We start from the raw sequence: 16217 nt of genomic DNA, 5'->3' as shown, positions 1-16217 counted from the left end.
CCCCCCCCCCCCCCCCCCCCCCCCCCCCCCCCCCCCCCCCCCCCCCCCCCTCTCCTCCCCCCCCCCCCCCCCCCCCCCCCCCCCCACGCCCCCTACTCCCCCGGCCGCTACCTCTGGTTCCACCGCGACCTGCCCGCCGAGGTCCCCGTCCCCTTCCCCCTCGAAGTCGTGTACCGGGACGATCACCTCGTCGTCGCGGACAAGCCGCACTTCCTCGCCACCACCCCCCGGGGCAGCCACGTCACCGAGACCGCGCTGGCCCGGTTGCGGCGGGAGCTGGGGATTCCCGCGCTGGGGGCGGCGCACCGGCTGGACCGGCTCACGGCCGGGCTCGTGCTGTTCACCGTGCGGCCCGAGGAACGCGGGGCGTATCAGAAGCTGTTCAGCGAGCGCCGGGTGCGCAAGGAGTACGAGGCGATCGCGCCGTACGACCCTTCGCTCGCCGTTTCCCGGACCGTGCGCAGCCGGATCCTCAAGGAGCGCGGTGTACCGGCGGCACGGGAGATCGAGGGCGAGCCCAACGCCGAGACGGTCGTCGAGCTGGTCGACCGCAGAGGTGACCTGGGGCGGTACCGGCTCACCCCGCGCACCGGCCAGACCCATCAACTGCGCGTCCACATGAGCGCGCTGGGTGTGCCGATTCTGGGCGATCCGCTGTATCCGGTCGTGACCGGCCCCGTGCCGGACGGCGACTTCCGGCGGCCGCTGCAACTGCTCGCGCGGCGGCTGGAGTTCACCGATCCGGTCACGGGGGTGGAGCACCGGTTGTGCAGCGGGCGGACGCTGCAGGCGTGGGAGTCGTACCAGACGTGGGCCGGTGACCGGGTCGGTTAGCGGCCCAGCCACCAACGGCGCAGCCTGGGCCAGATGCCGTGGGGCCTGGCCGGTTCGGAGGCGGACACGGCCACCGGCGCCGACGGGGGCTCGGGGGCGGGGGCGGGGACGGGAACCGGTTCCGGTGCCACCGGGCGGGGGATGCCGACCTGCCAGTCGGTGCGCTGCGGGGGGACGAGGGCCGGGCTCGGCATCAGGGTGACGTCCTGCTTCGGCTTGGGGTCGAAGCGCACCGGCAGTTCCACCAGGTGCCGGGAGGCGATGGAGGCACGCCAGCGCAGTTCCTCCTCGTCGCAGTCGAGCTGGATGTCGGAGAGCCGGGTCAGCAGCTGGTCGACTCCTACGTCGGCGATGGCACGGCCGATGTCCTGGCCGGGGCATTCGTGCGGGCCGCCGCCGAAGGCGAGGTGCGAGCGGTTGCCCTGCATGTTCGCGTTCAGGTCGGGGCGGACGCGCGGGTCGACGTTGCCCGGCGCGGGGGCGTAGAGCAGTCCGTCGCCCTTGCGGATGCGCTGGCCGCCGAGTTCCGTGTCCTGCTTGGCGAAGTAGGCGAAGACGGTGCTGAACGGCGGCTCGTCCCACAGGGACTGCTCGATCGCCTCCGGAACGGTCATCTGGCCGCCGTTGAGCTGGGCGCGGAAGCCGGGCTCGGTGAGGACCATGCGCAGCGCGTTGGCGAGGAGGTTGGCGGTGGTCTCGTAGGCGGCGTAGAGGACGACCCGCAGGTGCTGGGCGACCTCGTCGTCGTTGAGCCCGGCCGGGTGGTTGACGAGGTGGCTGGTGAAGTCGTCCTCGGCGCGGGCCCGGCGGCGGGCGGTGAGCCGGGTCAGGGCGCCCATGACGTACTCGTTGCTGGCGATCGCGGTCTCGGTGCCCTTGAGCGCGTCCCGGGTGGCCTCCACGATCCGGTCGTTGTACTCCTCGGGCATGCCGAGGAGTTCGCACATGACCGCCATCGGCAGGTGCTCGGAGTACTGGGAGACCAGGTCGGCGCGGCCCTTCTCGCAGAACTCGTTGACCAGCAGCTGGGTGTAGCGGCCGATGAGACGGCGGATGCTGCGGTGGTCGATGGTGGTCATGGCGCCCTGGACCGCGGCCCGCAGCCGCAGGTGTTCGTCGCCCTCGGCGTGCGAGCAGATCGGCTGCCAGGCGATGTGCGGCATGAGCGGGTGGTCGGGCTTGACCATGCCCTCGCGCAGTGGGGTCCAGATGCGGCTGTCCCGGGTGAAGACGGCGGGGGTGCGGACCATCTGGAGGTTCTCGGTGAGCCCGAGGACCACCCAGATCGGCACGTCGTCGTGGAGCAGGACGGGCGCCACGGAGCCGTGTTCCTCGCGCAGCTTCTCGTACAGCTCGCCCAGGTGGTCCGCGTCGGTGCCGTAGAGCCGCTGCAGTCCGCCGGGGCCGCGGTCGTGCGCCGGACAGCCGGGCGGCGGGACCGGGTCCGCGCTGGCGCCGGCCTGGAAGGGGGATTCAGGCGTCACAGTGATCGCTCCGAGGAGATCCGAAAGAGTTCGAAGGAATGCGAAGGGATGCGAAGGAGTCCGAAAGAGGCTGGGGGGGGTGCCCGGGTGTCAGGTGAGCGCGCCGGACATGGCGAGCGAGTGCAGGAAGCGCATCAGGGTCATCAGGACGTCGCGGCTGGAGGCCCGGCGGCGGGCGTCGCACTCGATGATGGGGACGTCGGGGGGCAGGTCCAACGCGGTGCGCAGTTCCTCGACAGGGTAACGGGGCGCGTCCGGGAAGGAGTTGACGGCGACGACGAACGGCACACCGCGCTCCTCCAGGCGTCCCATCACGTCGAAGCTGACCTCCAGGCGCCGGGTGTCGATGAGGACGACCGCGCCGAGCGCACCTTCGAACAGGCCGTTCCACAGGAACCAGAAGCGTTCCTGGCCAGGGGTGCCGAAGAGGTAGAGGACGAGCTGGTCGGTGATGCTGATGCGGCCGAAGTCCATGGCCACGGTGGTGGCGGTCTTGGAGTCGGAGCCGTAGTTGTCGTCGACCCCGATGCCGGCCTGGGTCATGGTCTCCTCGGTGGTCAGCGGTCTGATCTCGCTGACGGAACCGACCATGGTGGTCTTGCCGACCCCGAAGCCCCCCACGATCACGATCTTCACCGCGGCCTGCGCGGAGTGCGGGAGATGTTCCTCGGTGCGGGGGCCGGGGATCGTGTCAGAGCTTTTGAAGTCCATGCATCACCGCTTCGAGAAGTGAACGGTCGGGGAGCGCCTGGCGGACGATCGGGGCGCGCGCCTGCACCAGTTCGGCCGTGATCAGCTCGGTGATCAGTGCCGTCATCGCGCTGAACGGCAGCTTGAGGTAGGCCGAGAGCTCGGCCACGGAGAGCGGGGCGAGACAGAGCCGGAGCAGCGCCGCCTGCTCCGGGGTGACGGAGGGCGGTGCGGCGGCGCGCGCCACGATTAAGGTGACCAGGTCGAGTTCGGCCCGCGCGCCGTCGGCACCGCTGATGACGTAGAGCCGTTCGGGGTTCTTGTTGTCCTCGTCCTCGCCGCCGTTCTCGGGGGCCGGCGGCGCGGACGGGACTCGGGGTGAAGCGAGTTCCGGCCTGGGTTGGCGCCGTTTGCGTTGCGGAGGAGTCATACGGTCTGCCCGTTCCGCCGGGGCGGACTGGTGAGGTGGGCGCCGATGCGGACGACGAGGTCGCGCATCATCTCGCTCATCCGGCCGGGTTCGCAGGTGACGTCGGCGAGCACGGCGAGGTAGGCGTTGGCGCCGGCGGACATGAGGTAGAAGTAGCCTCTGTCGATCTCGATCAGGACGAGGTTCATGTCGCCGTTGCTGATGGGGAGTTCCTGGGCGACGGCACTGGCCAGGCTCTGCACGCCCGCGCAGGCCGCGGCGAGCCGGTCGGCCGCGTCCGGGTCGCCGCCGTGCCGGGCGATGCGCAGGCCGTCGGCGGAGAGCACGACGATCATCTCGACGCCCGGTACGCCGTCGGCGAGTTGCTTGAGCATCCAGTCGAAGTTGCCTCGCTGCTGGATCACTTGAGGTCCCCCTCGTCATCGGCCTCGGTGCCGGCCGGATCGTTGATCAGATGCAGGTACTTGGTGGGGTTCCGGGTGAAGTCGGTGGGGTGGACACCCGGGTTGTTCTTCTTGAGCCCCTCCCAGAAGGCATCGACCCAGAGGCCGGGCTCGCGGCGCTCGGGCTCCGGCTCGGGGTCGGGCTCCTTGTGCTGCGACCAGATGGTCGGGTTGCCCTCGCGTTCGGCGCGCTCGATGGCGGCCTGCTCGGCGATCCGCTGGCTGAGCGGCGTCTTCATCCGGCTGCGCCGCTGCGGCAGACCGCCCGCCGTCCATTCGGTGACCTCGGGGACGTCGTCCTCCATGGAGATCCCGGCGGGGATGCGGGGGCTGGTGGGCCGGCGCCTCTTGGGCGGGCGCTTGGGGCCCTCGAGAGCGCCGAGTTCGGGCTGGGGGATGCCGGTGGCGCCGATGCCGTGGGCGATGCCGGGGGCGGGGTCGGTGGTCATCATGTCGCTGGGCACGATGAGGACGGCCCGGACGCCGCCGTACGCGGAGGCGCGCAGGGAGACGTCCATGTTGTACGTCTTGCACAGGCGGCCGACGACCGAGAGGCCGAGGCGCGGGTTCTCGCCGAGGACCTGGATGTCCTTGCCCTGCTTGGCCTTCTCCAGCAGGCCCTCCAGGCGGTCACGGGCCTCCTCGTTGAGGGTGACGCCGGCGTCCTCGATCTCGATGCACACGCCGGACTGCACCTCGACGGCGGTGACGTGCACCTTGGTGGAGGGCGGCGAGTAGCGGGTGGCGTTGTCGAGGAGTTCGGCGGCCGCGTGGATGACCGGCTCGACGGAGGTGCCCTTGATGTTGACCTGGCAGATGGAGTGCAGCTCGATGCGCCGGTACTCCAGGATCCGGGACATGGCGCCGCGCAGCACGCTGTAGAGGGCGACGGGGTTGGGCCACTGGCGGCCCGGCCGGCCGCCGCCGAGCACGGAGACCGAGTCGGCCAGGCGTCCGATCAGCGCGGTGCCGTGGTCGATGCGCAGCAGGTCGTCGAAGACCTCGGGGTTGCGGCCGTGGTCCTCCTCCATCTCCCGCAGTTCGTGGGCCTGCTGGTGGACGATGGCCTGGACGCGCCGGGCGACGCTGACGAACGAGCGCTCCAGGGAGTCGCGCTGGAGGTCCTCCTCGTCGACGATGTCGAGCATGATGCGGATCAGCCGGCGCTGCGACTCGGGGGCGTGGCGCATCCGCGGGTCGACGTCGAAGAGCTGGCGGACCACCTCTTTGGGTGACTCGCCGGCCTTCAGCCGGTAGAGCGCGGTCGGGAAGACCTCCCGGCCGAGGTGCTCGATCTCCTCCTCGCTCGCGGTGAGGCGCCGTTCCAGATACGCGCTGTGACGTTCGTGTTCGGCCCGGGCCTCCTGGAGCCTGCGGCCGCGGCGCACCGCTTCCGCCGCCGTCGCGAGCACCAGCAGCATGCCGACGGCTCCGCACACGCCGACGGCGATCCGGGCGGACGCCGCCACCAGGACGACGGCGGCGGCGGTCGCCGCGGCCATCAGTATGGCGGGCAGCAACAGCACGCGCGCCAGGGAAAGTTCACGGCCATCGGGAGGCGATTGCACACTCACCATGTATGCCTTCTGAGACGAATCGGCTGGGTGTCGGGGGAGCTCGTGGGGGGAAGGTTCATGGAGCAGTCTGGATCTTCCGTATGTTTGGGAACAGGCGCACGAATTCACCTCAACTCGGTGCGCCGCGGGCGAGCTTAGTCCGACCGGATCAACGCCGTGTCATATTCGGCAAGCACCTGAAAACGCCCGAGGGACTGGAGTACCCTCGGTCGTTTTGCACGGAGGGCATTCATTCGAACACGCCCCGTCACGGCGCACGGGCGTACGGAGACCACTCACCGTGACGGGTGAAAGGAGCCGCGGGAGCGAAACCTCCGCCGCCGGCCCGGGGGCCTCCTCAGACCCCCACGATCCGCAGCGCGGCCTCGGCCGTGGCGCGGGCGAACTCGTGGGCGGGGCGCTCCGGTTCGGAGCGGTGGACGAGGATGACGCCCTCGATCAGCCCGAAGACGAGATCGGTCCGCAGCTCCAGCTCCCCCTTGGCCAGCGCCCCGCCGGCCGCCGTGCCGGCGATCAGCTGCCGGTAGGCGTCCTTGAGCTCCGCGCGCACGGCGTGGAACCCGGCGAACCGCTCTGCGTGCACCTCGGGCAGCAGGTAGAGCGCGCCGAGGTTGTGCGGCCCGGCGCACAGCAGCTCCACGTCGGCCCGGCACAGGACCCGCAGTCGCTCCTCGGCCGGGGTCACGTCGTCCGCGAGCAGTTCCCGCGCGCAGGCCAGGGAGGGCGTGACGGTGGACTCGAGGAGTTCGGCGAGGAGTTCCTCCTTGCCGGAGACGTAGTGGTACATCGACGCCTGCCGCATGCCCGCCCGCTCGGCCACGGCCCGGGTGGTGGTGGCCGCGTAGCCGCGGGTGGTGAACAACTCGGCCGCCGCCGCCAGCAGTTCGGCCCGCGGTTCGAGACCGCTGTCCGGACGCTGCGCGGCCCGCGGCCGGCCGACCCGGCGGCCACTGCTCGTCCCCATGCGTTCGATCCTCGCACACGACGCCGTACGGCGATCACGCCGACGCCGCACCCCGGCCGGCCGCCGCCCGCGGTGAGCCGTCGGCAACCGGGCCGTTACGCCGCGGCAACGCCGCCGACCCGGCCCGCCCCTAATTTCTGTCGAGCGACAGAAATACCCCCAGTCCAAGGAGCCGGAGGTCAGCGATGGCGACAGCGACCACGTACGGAGCCCGCGCCCACGCCCGCGCCCAGGAGGGCACCCGCGCCGAGGCCATGCCCGTCGTACCGGCCGCCGACTGGCCGGACCCGCCCTGCGAGGCGGGCCACCTGGTGTGGGCCGAGACGGTGGCGGGCGGCAACTACACGCACCGCGTCCTGGCCCGCGGCACCGAACTGCGCCTGACCGACCCGGCAGGCGACGCCTGCGCGCACCTCCTGCTGTACGCCGACGGCCGCCCCTGGGAGCGGCTGAACGTCGCCGACACCGTCAAGGTCCAGTGGAACGCCTACCTCGGCGAGGGTGTCCTGCTCCTCTCCGACCAGGGCCGGGTCCTCGCCTCCGTCGTCGCCGACACCTCCGGCCGGCACGACGCGCTGTGCGGCACCTCGACCCTGGCCCGCAACACCGAGCGGTACGGCGACGGCACCCCGCAGTCGCCCTCCCCCGCGGGACGCGAGCTGTTCAAGCTGGCGGCGGCCAAGAACGGCCTGGAACCGCGCGACCTGCCGCCCTCCCTGTCGTTCTTCCAGGGCGTGGAGGTGCGCGAAGACGGCTCGCTGGACTTCACCGGCCCGTCCGGCCCCGGCGGCAGCGTCACGCTCCGCACCGAGCAGGACGTGACCGTACTGATCGCGAACGTCCCGCACCCGGCCGACCCGCGCCCCGACTACGTCAGCACCCCCCTGGAGGTGCTGGCCTGGCGCGCCGCGCCCACCCCGCCCGGCGCCCCGCTCTGGGACGCCACCCCCGAAGGCCGCCGCGCCTTCCTCAACACCGCCGAATTCCTCGCCGCGAGGGGGCTCGCATGAGCACGCAGACCGTCGTCCCGGCCCGCGCCGCCTGGTCCGCGGTGATCCCCGGGGGCGCCACCCTCACCATCACCGACCTGCACGGCAACCAGGCCGTCGACTTCCTCGTCTACGACGCCCACGACACCTCGGTCCGCTACAGCGCGCCCGACACCGTCCACGCCCAGGGCAGCATCTTCCTCACCACCGGCAGCGTGCTGCTCTCCAACGAGCACACCCCGCTGATGACGGTGACCGCCGACGAGGTCGGCCGGCACGACACCGTCGGCGGCGCCTGCTCCAAGGAGTCCAACACCCTGCGCTACGGCCACCACACCTGGTCCCAGCACGCCTGCGTGGACAACTTCCTGGCGGAGGGCGCCAAGTACGGCCTCGGCAAGCGCGACCTGGTCTCCAACATCAACTGGTACATGAACGTGCCGGTCGAGAAGGACGGCACCCTCGGCATCGTCGACGGCCTCTCCGCCCCGGGCCTCAAGCTGACCCTGCGCGCCGAACGCGACGTCCTCGTCCTGGTCTCCAACTGCCCCCAGATCAACAACCCCTGCAACGGCTTCGAACCGACGGCCGTGCAGATGACGATCAGCGGGGCCGCGGAATGACCTCCTTCGAGAAGCTGCTGGTCGCCAACCGGGGCGAGATCGCCGTCCGCATCATCCGCACCGCCCGCGAACTGGGCCTGCGCACGGTCGCCGTCTACTCCGACCCCGACCGCTCGGCCCCGCACGTACGCCTCGCCGACGAGGCGGTACGGCTCGGCCCGGCGCCCGCGAAGGAGTCGTACCTCGACGCCGACCTGGTCCTCAAGGCGGCCAAGGACACCGGCGCGGGCGCGGTCCATCCCGGCTACGGATTCCTCTCCGAGGACGCCGACTTCGCCCGGCGCTGCACGGAGGCCGGGATCGTCTTCGTCGGCCCGACCCCCGAACAGCTGGAACTCTTCGGCGCCAAGCACACCGCGCGGGCGGCGGCCCAGGCCGCCGGTGTCCCCCTCGCACCCGGCACCGGTCTGCTGCACGACCTTCCCGAGGCCCTGCGCGAGGCGTCCGCGATCGGCTACCCGGTCATGCTCAAGGCCACCGGCGGTGGTGGCGGTATCGGTATGTCGGCATGTCGATCGGCCGACGAACTGACCGACGCCTGGGACCGCGTCCAGCGGGTCGCCGCCGCCTCCTTCTCCTCCGCCGGGGTCTTCCTGGAACGCCTGGTCGAGCACGCCCGCCACGTCGAGGTCCAGGTCTTCGGCGACGGCGCGGGCCGGGTCGTCACCTTCGGCGACCGGGACTGCTCCCTCCAGCGCCGCAACCAGAAGGTCGTCGAGGAGGCCCCCGCCCCCGGCCTGCCCGGCCACGTACGCGCCCGGCTCGCCGCCGCCGCCCGGGATCTGTGCGCCTCGGTCGGCTACCGCTCGGCCGGCACGGTCGAGTTCGTGTACGACGCGGCCCGCGAGGAGGCCTACTTCCTGGAGGTCAACACCCGCCTCCAGGTGGAACATCCGGTCACCGAGGAGATCTACGGCGTCGACCTGGTCGCCTGGATGCTGCGCCTCGCCCGCGGCGAGACCGGCGTGGTCCGCGACCCGGGCACCCCGCGCGGCCACGCCGTCGAGGCCCGCGTCTACGCCGAGGACCCCACCCGCGGACACCGGCCCAGTGCGGGCCTGCTGACCCGGGTCGGGTTCCCGGACGGGGTGCGCGTCGACGGCTGGGTGGAGACCGGCACCGAGGTGACCACGTCGTACGACCCGATGCTCGCCAAGGTGATCGCGTACGGCGCCGACCGCGCCGAGGCGCTGCGGCGGCTGGACGAGGCACTGGCCCGCACCCGCGTCGACGGCATCGAGACCAACCTCGGTCTGGTCCGCGCCGCGCTCGCCGACCCCCGCTTCCGTTCCGCCGCCCACTCCACGGCCACCCTCGCCACCGTCACCGACCCCACCCCCCGCATCGAGGTCGTCGCCGCCGGCACGCTCACCACGGTCCAGGACTGGCCGGGCCGGACCGGCCACTGGCAGGTCGGCGTCCCCACGAGCGGCCCGATGGACGACCGCTCCTTCCGCCTCGGCAACCGCGCCCTGGGCAACCCGGAGGGCGCCCCCGGCCTCGAATGCACCCTCCAGGGCCCCTCCCTGCGCTTCACCCACCCCACCACCGTCTGCGTGAGCGGCGCCCAGGCTCCGGTGACGGTCGACGGCGCCCCCGCCGCCCAGTGGGAGCCGGTGACCGTCCCGGCGGGCGGCCTGCTGGAGATCGGCGCCCCCGCCGAACACGGCCTGCGCACCTACGTCCTGTTCGCCGGCGGCGGCCTGGACGTCCCCGGCTTCCTCGGCAGCGCGAGCACCTTCACCCTGGGCCGGTTCGGCGGCCACGGCGGCCGGGCGCTGCGCACGGGTGACGTCCTGCACGGCGGTGCCGTGACGGACGGCGCGCCGGTCGCCGACCGCCCGCGCCTCACCACCGCCTGGCAGCTCGCGGCCGTCGAAGGCCCCCATGCGGCCCCGGAGTTCTTCACCGAGGACGACATCCGCGACTTCTACGCGGCCGAGTGGAAGGTGCACTTCAACTCGGCGCGCACCGGGGTCCGCCTGGTCGGCCCCAAGCCGCGCTGGGCCCGCACCGACGGCGGCGAGGCGGGCCTGCACCCGTCCAACATCCACGACACCCCGTACTCGGTCGGCGCCGTCGACTACACCGGCGACATGCCGGTCCTGCTCGGCCCCGACGGCCCCTCCCTGGGCGGCTTCGTCTGCCCGGCCACCGTGCTGAGCGGCGAACGCTGGAAGCTCGGCCAGCTCCGCCCCGGCGACACGGTCCGCTTCACCCCCGTCGACGTCACGGGCGCCCCCCGTCCCGAGATCGTCGACGGCGGAGTCCTGGCCCGCGACGGTGACGTGACCTACCGGCGCAGCGGCGACGACAACCTGCTGGTCGAGTTCGGCCCCATGCAGCTGGACCTCGCCCTGCGGATGCGGGTCCACGCGCTGATGGAGGCGGTGACGGCGGCGGAGCTGCCCGGGGTCACGGACCTCACCCCCGGCATCCGCTCACTCCAGATCCGGACCGATCCCCTCGTCCTACCCCAGGCCGAACTCCTGGGCGCGGTACGGGAGATCGTGGACGGGCTGCCGCCCACCGACGAACTCGTGGTCCCCTCCCGCACGGTCCACCTCCCCCTGTCCTGGGACGACCCGGCGACCCGCGAGGCGATCGCCCGCTACATGGCGGGCGTCCGCGACGACGCGCCCTGGTGCCCGTGGAACATCGAGTTCATCCGCCGGATCAACGGCCTGGACTCGCCCGACGACGTCTACCGCACGGTCTTCGACGCGGAGTACCTGGTCCTGGGCCTCGGCGACGTGTACCTGGGCGCCCCGGTCGCCACCCCGCTGGACCCCCGCCACCGCCTGGTCACCACGAAGTACAACCCGGCCCGCACCTGGACCGCCGAGAACTCCGTCGGCATCGGCGGCGCCTACCTGTGCATCTACGGCATGGAGGGCCCGGGCGGCTACCAGTTCGTGGGCCGTACGACCCAGGTGTGGTCGGGCTGGCAGCAGCGCGGCGCGTTCGAGCCGGGCATGCCGTGGCTGCTGCGGTTCTTCGACCGGATCAGGTGGTACCCGGTGTCCGCGGACGAACTCCTCGACCTGCGCGCCGACATCACCTCGGGCCGCTTCGTCCCGCGCATCGAGCAGGGCACCTTCTCCCTCGCCGCGTACCAGGGCTTCCTCGCCGAACACGCCGCGTCCATCGCGGAGTTCAGGTCACGTCAGCAGACGGCCTTCGCGGCGGAGCGCGACGCGTGGGAAGCGGCGGGCGAGTTCGCGCGGGCGGAGGCCTCGGCCGCACCGGCCGCCGCACCGGCCGAGGTGTCCGTCCCGCCGGGCGGCCGTCTGATAGAGGCCGAGTACGCGGCATCCGTGTGGCAGTTGAACGTCGCGCCGGGCGACGAGGTGACGGCGGGCCAGCCGCTGCTCGCCCTGGAGGCGATGAAGATGGAGTCCAGGGTGCACGCGCCGATGCCCGGCGTGGTGACGGAGATCCTGGCCCGGCCCGGCGACCAGGTGGAGGCGGGGACGGCCCTGCTCGTCCTGGCGCCGGCCGCGAACTGAGCGACAGGAGCAAGACCATGTCCAGCACCCTCTCCCGGGTCCGGGCCGCCTACGCGCGCATCGAGGCCGTCGACCGGCCCGAGATCTGGATCGACCTGCGCCCGCGGGCCGAGGCCGAGGCGGAGGCCCGCGCGATCGACGAGCGGGTGGCCGCGGGAGAACACCTCCCCCTCGCCGGCCGCCTGTTCGCCGCCAAGGGCAACATCGACGTGCACGGCCTGCCCACGACGGCGGGCTGCCCGGCGTACGCCTACGAACCGGAGGCCGACGCACCGGCGGTGGCCCGGCTGCGGGCGGCCGGCGCACTCGTCCTCGGCACCACCAACCTCGACCAGTTCGCGACCGGCCTGGTCGGCACCCGCTCCCCGCACGGCGCGGTCCGCAACGCGATCGACCCCAGCCGGATCAGCGGCGGCTCCAGCTCCGGCTCGGCCGTCGCCGTGGCCCTCGGCATCGTCGACCTCGCCCTCGGCACGGACACCGCGGGCTCCGGCCGGGTCCCGGCCGCCTTCAACGGCATCGTCGGCCTGAAACCGACCCGCGGCCTGATCCCGACGACCGGTGTGGTCCCGGCCTGCGCGTCCATCGACTGCGTGACGGTGTTCGCCCGGACACTGGCGGAGGCGGAGCAGGCACTGTGCTATGTCACATACCACCCGGACCGTTCCCACCCGGACCGCTCCCTCCCGCCCCTCCCCCAGCGCCCCCCTGGCCCCTGGCGCATCGCCGTCCCGCCCCTGGCCCAGCTCGGCGAGCTGGACGAGGGCTGGGCCGAGGCCTACGAAGCTGCGGTGCACCGCCTGGCCGTCGCCGGCGCCTCGGTCCGCCCCATCGACCTGACCCCCTTCACCGAGGCGGCCACGATGCTGTACGACGGCGCCTTCGTGGCCGAGCGCTACACGGCGGTGGGTTCTTTTGTCGACAAGTTGATCTCGTCCGGCGGCGAGGGCCTCGACCCCACGGTGGCCGGCATCATCACCCGGGCCCGGGACATCCCGGCCCACCGGCTCTTCACCGACCAGGCCCGCCTGGCGGACCTGCGCACCCGCGCCCTGGCCGAACTCGGCGACGCGGACGCCCTGCTGCTCCCGACCACTCCCGGCCACCCCACCCTCGAGGAGGTGGCCGCCGACCCGCTGGGCGCCAACGCCCGCCTGGGCCGCTTCACCAACTCGACGAACCTGTTCGACCTGGCCGCGGTGGCGGTACCGGCGGGCGAGGTGGACGGCCTGCCGTTCGGCGTGATGCTGATCGGCCCGGCGTTCACGGACGACCGCCTCGCCACGATCGCCCGCGCCCTGGAACCACGGGTGAGCCTCGCAGTACTGGGCGCCCACCTGACGGGCCAGCCGCTAAACCCCCAGCTCCTGGCGCTGGGAGCGGTCCTGGATCGTACGACGACCACGGCCCCGGTGTACCGCCTCCACGCCCTGCCGACGACTCCGCCCAAGCCGGGCCTTGTGCACGTGGGCGAGGGCGGGGCCGCGATCGCGGCAGAGGTGTGGACCCTGCCCCCCGAGGGCCTGGGCCGCCTGCTCGCCGCGCTCCCCCACCCCATGGCACTGGGCAGCGTCGACCTGTCGGACGGCACAAGCGTCCCCGGCTTCCTCTGCGAGCCGAGCGCCCTGACAGACGCCGAGGACATCACGCGGTACGGAGGCTGGCGGAACTACTTGAACAAGGGTTGAAGCAACCCACTTGTTCGGGGGCGCGGGGAACTGCGCGACAAGCCACAACCCACCCGCACCCGCCGTCGAATCAGTCACCCCACCGACGAGTAGGCCACAACCCCCCGCAGCACCAGATCGACCGCCTTCCGCGCGGCCTTCCCCACGGTCGAGCCCTCCGCAGGAGAGGCCGCCGAGATCTGCCCGAGGACGTCGATGACCTGCTTGCACCACCGCACGAAGTCGCCGGCGGGCATCTCCGCCTCCCGCAGCACCTCGTCCAGGCCCATTCCGGTGGCCCACATGTAGGCGGCCCAGGCGAAGCCGAGGTCGGGTTCGCGCTGTCCGACGCCCTCGGTCTGGTTGATCCGGAAGTCCTCCTCGAGAGCGTCGAGGCGTCCCCAGATCCGGACCATCTCGCCGAGCGCGGCCTTGGCCTTCCCGGAGGGCAGCTTGGGCGCCATCGCGTCGTCGCCGACCCTGGCCTCGTACACCAGCGCCGAGACGCACGCGGCGAGTTCGGCGGGGCTGAGCCCCTCCCAGACGCCGGCGCGCAGGCATTCGCTGGCGAGCAGGTCGAGTTCGCCGTACAGGCGCGCCAGCCGCTTGCCGTGTTCGGTGACCTCGTCGCCGCGCAGGTAGTCCAGTTCGGTCAGCAGCGCCACGATCCGGTCGAAGGTCCGGGCGATGGTGTTGGTCCGCCCCTCGATGCGCCGCTCCAGCTGGGAAGTGTCCCGGATCAGCCGGTGGTAGCGCTCTGCCCAGCGGGCGTGGTCCTCGCGGTCGTTGCAGCCGTGGCAGGGGTGCGCCCGGATCGCGGTGCGCAGCCGCGCGATCTCCCGGTCGTCGGCCGCCTGCGAGCGCTTCTTGCGGGCCCGCTCCGGCGGGATGTGCCCGGCCTTGGTGCGCAGCGCGGAGGCGAGGTCCCGACGGGACTGCGGGGAGCGGGGGTTGAAGGACTTGGGGATCCGCATCCGCTCCAGCGCCTCGACCGGCACCGGGAAGTCGATGGAGGCGAGGCGCTTGACCTGCCGCTCGGCCGTGAGGACCAACGGCCGGGGCCCGTCGTGCTGTTCGAAGCCGCGGTGGCCGTTGGACCGCCCGGCGGGCAGCCCGGGGTCCAGCACCAGCGCGAGGCCGGCGTACTTGCCGGTCGGCACGTGGATGACGTCGCCGGGCTTGAGCTTCTCCAGGGCGACGGCCGCCTCGGCGCGCCGCTGGGAGGCGCCCTGCCGGGCCAGTTCGGTCTCGCGGTCCTTGAGCTCCCGCCGCAGGCGCGCGTACTCCTCGAAGTCGCCTAGGTGGCAGGTCATGGACTCCTTGTAGCCGGCGAGTCCCTCCTCGTTGCGCTGCACCTGCCGGGAGATCCCGACGACCGACTTGTCGGCCTGGAACTGCGCGAACGACGTCTCGAGCAGCTCCCGCGAGCGGTGCCGCCCGAACTGCTCGACCAGGTTGACCGCCATGTTGTACGACGGCTTGAAGCTGGACCGCAGCGGGTAGGTGCGGGTGCCGGCGAGCCCGGCGAGGTGCTCGGGGCTCATGCCGCGCTGCCAGAGCACCACCGCGTGGCCCTCGACATCGATGCCGCGGCGGCCCGCGCGGCCGGTCAGCTGGGTGTACTCGCCCGGGGTGATGTCGGCGTGCTGCTCGCCGTTCCACTTGACGAGCTTCTCCAGCACCACCGAGCGGGCGGGCATGTTGATGCCGAGCGCGAGGGTCTCGGTGGCGAACACGGCCTTCACCAGGCCGCGTACGAAGAGTTCCTCGACGACCTCCTTGAAGGTCGGGAGCATGCCGGCGTGGTGGGCGGCGATGCCGCGCTCCAGGCCCTCCAGCCACTCGTAGTAGCCGAGGACGTGCAGGTCCTCCGGCGGGATCGACGAGGTGCGCTCCTCGACCAGGGCGCGCACCTTCTCCCGCGCCTCGTCGTCGTTGAGCCTGAGACCCGCGTACAGGCACTGCTGGACGGCGGCCTCGCAGGCGGCGCGGCTGAAGATGAAGGTGATGGCGGGCAGCAGGCCCTCGTTGTCGAGCCGTTCGATGACCTCGGGGCGGCCCGGTGTCCACACCCGGGACCGCTGCCTGCGCTCCCGCTCCCGGTCGGCCTCGCGCATGGCCCGGCCGCGTCTGCGGTCCTGGTACGACGGACGCTGTGCCTCCATGCGGGCCAGCCGGGCGAGGTCGGGGTTGACGGCCTTCTTGTGGCCCTCGCCCTCCTCGAACAGGTCGTACATCCGGCGTCCGGCGAGCACGTGCTGGAAGAGCGGGACGGGCCGGTGCTCGGAGACGATGACCTCGGTGTCGCCGCGGACGGTGTCGAGCCAGTCGCCGAACTCCTCGGCGTTGGAGACGGTGGCCGACAGGGAGACCAGGGTCACGGACTCCGGGAGGTGGATGATCACCTCTTCCCAGACGGCGCCGCGGAACCGGTCGGAGAGGTAGTGGACCTCGTCCATGACCACGTAGCCGAGGCCGATGAGGGTCTGGGAGCCCGCGTACAGCATGTTCCGCAGGACCTCGGTGGTCATGACGATCACGGCGGCGTCGGGGTTGATGCTGTTGTCGCCGGTGAGCAGGCCGACCATGCCGTCGCCGTAGCGGCGGCAGAGGTCGGCGTACTTCTGGTTCGACAGCGCCTTGATGGGTGTCGTGTAGAAGCACTTCTTGCCCTGCATGAGGGCGAGGTGGACGGCGAACTCGCCCACGATCGTCTTGCCGGAGCCGGTGGGGGCGGCCACCAGTACGCCCTTTCCGGCTTCGAGCGCCTGGCAGGCCTCGATCTGGAAGGGGTCGAGGCCGAAGTCGTACATCTCGCGGAACGACGCGAGCGCGGTGGCCTGCTCGGCGGCCCGCTTGCGGGCCGCCGCATACCGCTCGGCCGGTGAGAGGTCCTCTGTCATCGTGCTTTCGAGCGTACCGGTCCCCACTGACAACAGGACGATCATTATCCGGAACATGGGACAACGGGACAACGGACGACAACGGACGACGAAGAGGTGCCCGC

At 72.2% G+C, this 16217-nt stretch carries 11 protein-coding genes and 1 pseudogene; 5 read left to right on the top strand and 7 right to left on the bottom strand.

The annotated features are described in order from the left end of the window. Positions 1-81: 81 nt before the first annotated feature. Positions 82-834: pseudogene (locus ACZ63F_RS34305) on the top strand (pseudouridine synthase); the annotation flags it as partial. Here ACZ63F_RS34305 and ACZ63F_RS34300 read toward each other — a convergent pair. The 6 genes from ACZ63F_RS34300 to ACZ63F_RS34275 all read right to left on the bottom strand — a co-directional run bounded on the left by ACZ63F_RS34300 (position 831) and on the right by ACZ63F_RS34275 (position 6422). Continuing rightward, a complete protein-coding gene (locus ACZ63F_RS34300; protein ID WP_469717140.1) occupies positions 831-2318 on the bottom strand; it encodes a cytochrome P450 in 1488 nt (495 codons plus the stop codon). The pseudogene ACZ63F_RS34305 and the gene ACZ63F_RS34300 sit on opposite strands and share 4 nt — an antisense overlap. A 90-nt stretch (positions 2319-2408) precedes the next feature. After that, entirely contained in the window at positions 2409-3029 is a 621-nt protein-coding gene (locus tag ACZ63F_RS34295; protein WP_469717138.1) for a GTP-binding protein, read from the bottom strand. Next, on the bottom strand, positions 3010-3438 hold the full coding sequence (locus tag ACZ63F_RS34290; protein WP_469717136.1) for a DUF742 domain-containing protein: 429 nt from the start codon (positions 3436-3438) through the stop codon (positions 3010-3012). The genes ACZ63F_RS34295 and ACZ63F_RS34290 overlap by 20 nt, the downstream gene beginning before the upstream one ends. After that, a complete protein-coding gene (locus ACZ63F_RS34285) occupies positions 3435-3842 on the bottom strand; it encodes a roadblock/LC7 domain-containing protein (protein WP_089103096.1) in 408 nt (135 codons plus the stop codon). Before ACZ63F_RS34285 ends, ACZ63F_RS34290 begins: the two co-directional genes overlap by 4 nt. Further along, complete coding sequence (locus ACZ63F_RS34280) at positions 3839-5458, bottom strand: sensor histidine kinase (protein WP_469717133.1); 1620 nt, start codon at positions 5456-5458, stop codon at positions 3839-3841. Before ACZ63F_RS34280 ends, ACZ63F_RS34285 begins: the two co-directional genes overlap by 4 nt. A 337-nt stretch (positions 5459-5795) precedes the next feature. Beyond that, positions 5796-6422, bottom strand: a complete 627-nt coding sequence (locus ACZ63F_RS34275) for a TetR/AcrR family transcriptional regulator (protein WP_352365060.1) — start codon at positions 6420-6422, stop codon at positions 5796-5798. Between the two features lie 185 nt (positions 6423-6607). On the opposite strand from ACZ63F_RS34275, the gene ACZ63F_RS34270 reads away from it, so the two are divergent. From ACZ63F_RS34270 to atzF, 4 genes are read left to right on the top strand one after another with little or no spacing between them, the layout of a single operon-like run. Beyond that, positions 6608-7432, top strand: coding sequence for an urea amidolyase associated protein UAAP1 (locus ACZ63F_RS34270; protein ID WP_469717131.1), 825 nt, complete (start codon positions 6608-6610; stop codon positions 7430-7432). Beyond that, complete coding sequence (locus ACZ63F_RS34265) at positions 7429-8034, top strand: urea amidolyase associated protein UAAP2 (RefSeq protein WP_469717129.1); 606 nt, start codon at positions 7429-7431, stop codon at positions 8032-8034. Before ACZ63F_RS34270 ends, ACZ63F_RS34265 begins: the two co-directional genes overlap by 4 nt. After that, on the top strand, positions 8031-11543 hold the full coding sequence (locus ACZ63F_RS34260) for a 5-oxoprolinase/urea amidolyase family protein (RefSeq protein ID WP_469717127.1): 3513 nt from the start codon (positions 8031-8033) through the stop codon (positions 11541-11543). Before ACZ63F_RS34265 ends, ACZ63F_RS34260 begins: the two co-directional genes overlap by 4 nt. 17 nt (positions 11544-11560) lie before the next feature. Beyond that, the gene (gene atzF, locus ACZ63F_RS34255; protein ID WP_469717125.1) at positions 11561-13231 is read left to right on the top strand and encodes an allophanate hydrolase; all 1671 of its coding nucleotides are present in this window, start codon (positions 11561-11563) and stop codon (positions 13229-13231) included. Positions 13232-13305: 74 nt separating this feature from the next. Here atzF and ACZ63F_RS34250 read toward each other — a convergent pair whose 3' ends face one another. Continuing rightward, positions 13306-16158 carry a DEAD/DEAH box helicase gene (locus ACZ63F_RS34250; protein ID WP_469717151.1) on the bottom strand — a complete coding sequence of 951 codons (2853 nt, stop codon included), beginning with the start codon at positions 16156-16158 and terminating at the stop codon, positions 13306-13308. Positions 16159-16217: the final 59 nt, after the last annotated feature.

It is taken from the genome of Streptomyces sp. NPDC104761 (assembly GCF_055583445.1).
This window is presented reverse-complemented; position numbering and strand designations above follow the sequence as displayed.

What these genes read in the sequence shown, in the direction of transcription:
- ACZ63F_RS34295 (WP_469717138.1), bottom strand. Translation starts at nt 3,029, where the DNA reads ATGGACTTCAAAAGCTCTGACACGATCCCCGGCCCCCGCACCGAGGAA.
- ACZ63F_RS34290 (WP_469717136.1), bottom strand. Translation starts at nt 3,438, where the DNA reads ATGACTCCTCCGCAACGCAAACGGCGCCAACCCAGGCCGGAACTCGCT.
- ACZ63F_RS34280 (WP_469717133.1), bottom strand. Translation starts at nt 5,458, where the DNA reads ATGGTGAGTGTGCAATCGCCTCCCGATGGCCGTGAACTTTCCCTGGCG.
- ACZ63F_RS34275 (WP_352365060.1), bottom strand. Translation starts at nt 6,422, where the DNA reads ATGGGGACGAGCAGTGGCCGCCGGGTCGGCCGGCCGCGGGCCGCGCAG.
- ACZ63F_RS34270 (WP_469717131.1), top strand. Translation starts at nt 6,608, where the DNA reads ATGGCGACAGCGACCACGTACGGAGCCCGCGCCCACGCCCGCGCCCAG.
- ACZ63F_RS34265 (WP_469717129.1), top strand. Translation starts at nt 7,429, where the DNA reads ATGAGCACGCAGACCGTCGTCCCGGCCCGCGCCGCCTGGTCCGCGGTG.
- ACZ63F_RS34260 (WP_469717127.1), top strand. Translation starts at nt 8,031, where the DNA reads ATGACCTCCTTCGAGAAGCTGCTGGTCGCCAACCGGGGCGAGATCGCC.
- atzF (WP_469717125.1), top strand. Translation starts at nt 11,561, where the DNA reads ATGTCCAGCACCCTCTCCCGGGTCCGGGCCGCCTACGCGCGCATCGAG.
- ACZ63F_RS34250 (WP_469717151.1), bottom strand. Translation starts at nt 16,158, where the DNA reads ATGATCGTCCTGTTGTCAGTGGGGACCGGTACGCTCGAAAGCACGATG.